The sequence below is a fragment of the Streptomyces sp. NPDC054847 genome, from assembly GCF_053610925.1.
Map to the genome: position 1 here is coordinate 1 of NZ_JBSGZJ010000740.1, position 1,755 is coordinate 1,755.

Below are 1,755 nucleotides of genomic sequence, written 5' to 3' on the forward strand. Positions count from 1 at the left end.
GCCGAACGGGTTCCGGGCCCTCGCCGCATCGCACATCTGTGCACGTCAGGCCTTCTTCGGCTCCTCCAGGCGCGGGAACAGGACCGCGCCCTTCGTCACCGTCGCTCCGGCGGGCAGCTTGCCCCACTCGCCGGCCTCCTGGACCTTCTGGTCCGCGAGGGCGCCCAGCGGGGCCTCGGCGCCGAGGGAGTCCCACAGCTTCTGGGACGTCTCCGGCATGACCGGGTTGAGCAGGACCGCGACCGCGCGCAGGGACTCCGCCGCCGTGTACAGGATCGTCGCGAGACGCGCCCGGCCCTCAGGGGAGTCGTCCTTCGCGACCTTCCACGGCTCCTGCTCCGTGATGTAGCCGTTGACCTGCTTCACGAACTCGAAGACGCTCAGGATGCCGCTCTGGAAGTCCAGCTCCTCGCCGATCTTCCGGTCGGCCTCCGCGACCGCCTTCGCCAGACCGTCCTGGACGGCCTTCTCCGCCTCGCCCGAGGCCGTGGCCGCCGGCAGTGCACCGTCGAAGTACTTGCCGACCATCGCCGCCACGCGGGAGGCGAGGTTGCCGTAGTCGTTGGCGAGCTCGGAGGTGTACCGGGCGGTGAAGTCCTCCCAGGAGAACGAACCGTCCTGGCCGAACGCGATGGCGCGCAGGAAGTACCAGCGGTACGCGTCCACACCGAAGTGGGACGTCAGGTCCTGCGGCTTGATGCCGGTCAGGTTGGACTTCGACATCTTCTCGCCGCCGACCATCAGCCAGCCGTTGGCAGCGACCTTGCCGGGCACCGGCAGGCCCTGCGCCATCAGCATCGCGGGCCAGATGATCGCGTGGAAACGCAGGATGTCCTTGCCCACCAGGTGGACGTTCGCCGGGAAGGTCTCGTCGAACTTCGCCTGGTTCGAGCCGTAGCCGACCGCGGTGGCGTAGTTGAGGAGCGCGTCGATCCACACGTAGATGACGTGCTTCTCGTCCCACGGGACCGGAACGCCCCAGTCGAACGTCGAGCGCGAGATGGACAGGTCCTGAAGGCCCTGCTTGACGAAGTTCACGACCTCGTTGCGGGCCGACTCGGGCTGGATGAAGTCCGGGTTCGCCGCGTAGAAGTCGAGCAGCTTCGGGCCGTACTCGCTGAGCTTGAAGAAGTAGTTCTCCTCCTTGAGGATCTCCACCGGCTTCTTGTGGATCGGGCACAGCTTGGTGCCGTCCTCGGCCTCGATGAGGTCGCCGGGGAGCTTGTACTCCTCACAGCCCACGCAGTACGGGCCTTCGTACCCGCCCTTGTAGATCTCGCCCTTGTCGTACAGGTCCTGCACGAACTCCTGCACACGGTCCGTGTGCCGCTTCTCCGTGGTGCGGATGAAGTCGTCGTGTCTGATGTTCAGGTGCTCCCAGAGGGGCTTCCAGGCCTCCTCGACGAGCTTGTCGCACCACTCCTGGGGCGTGACGCCGTTCGCCTCCGCGGTGCGCATGATCTTCTGACCGTGCTCGTCCGTGCCGGTGAGGTACCACACCTTCTCGCCACGCTGACGGTGCCAGCGTGTGAGCACGTCGCCTGCGACGGTCGTATAGGCGTGGCCCAGGTGAGGAGCGTCGTTGACGTAGTAAATGGGGGTCGAGACGTAATACGCCTTCGCCCCCTGCTTCTCGGATCCAGTGGCCGCCATGGTCGAAATCCTATCGGGCCCGAGAAGATCGACTCACACACGTGCCGAGGGCACGGGTGACCTCCGGCGCCCCCGTACGTCCGGGCGGACGCTGTCCGCGTC

Annotated in this window: 1 protein-coding gene; it reads right to left on the bottom strand. The window is 66.6% G+C overall.

Features of this window, described 5'->3' with window-relative positions; translation table 11 throughout:
• Positions 1-45 precede the first annotated feature (45 nt).
• Entirely contained in the window at positions 46-1,653 is a 1,608-nt protein-coding gene (metG, locus tag ACWGH4_RS34845; protein ID WP_453467887.1) for a methionine--tRNA ligase, read from the bottom strand.
• Positions 1,654-1,755: the final 102 nt, after the last annotated feature.

Bases quoted from the DNA above. Each gene is read 5' to 3' on its own strand.
- metG (WP_453467887.1), bottom strand. From the start codon at position 1,653: ATGGCGGCCACTGGATCCGAGAAGCAGGGGGCGAAGGCGTATTACGTC.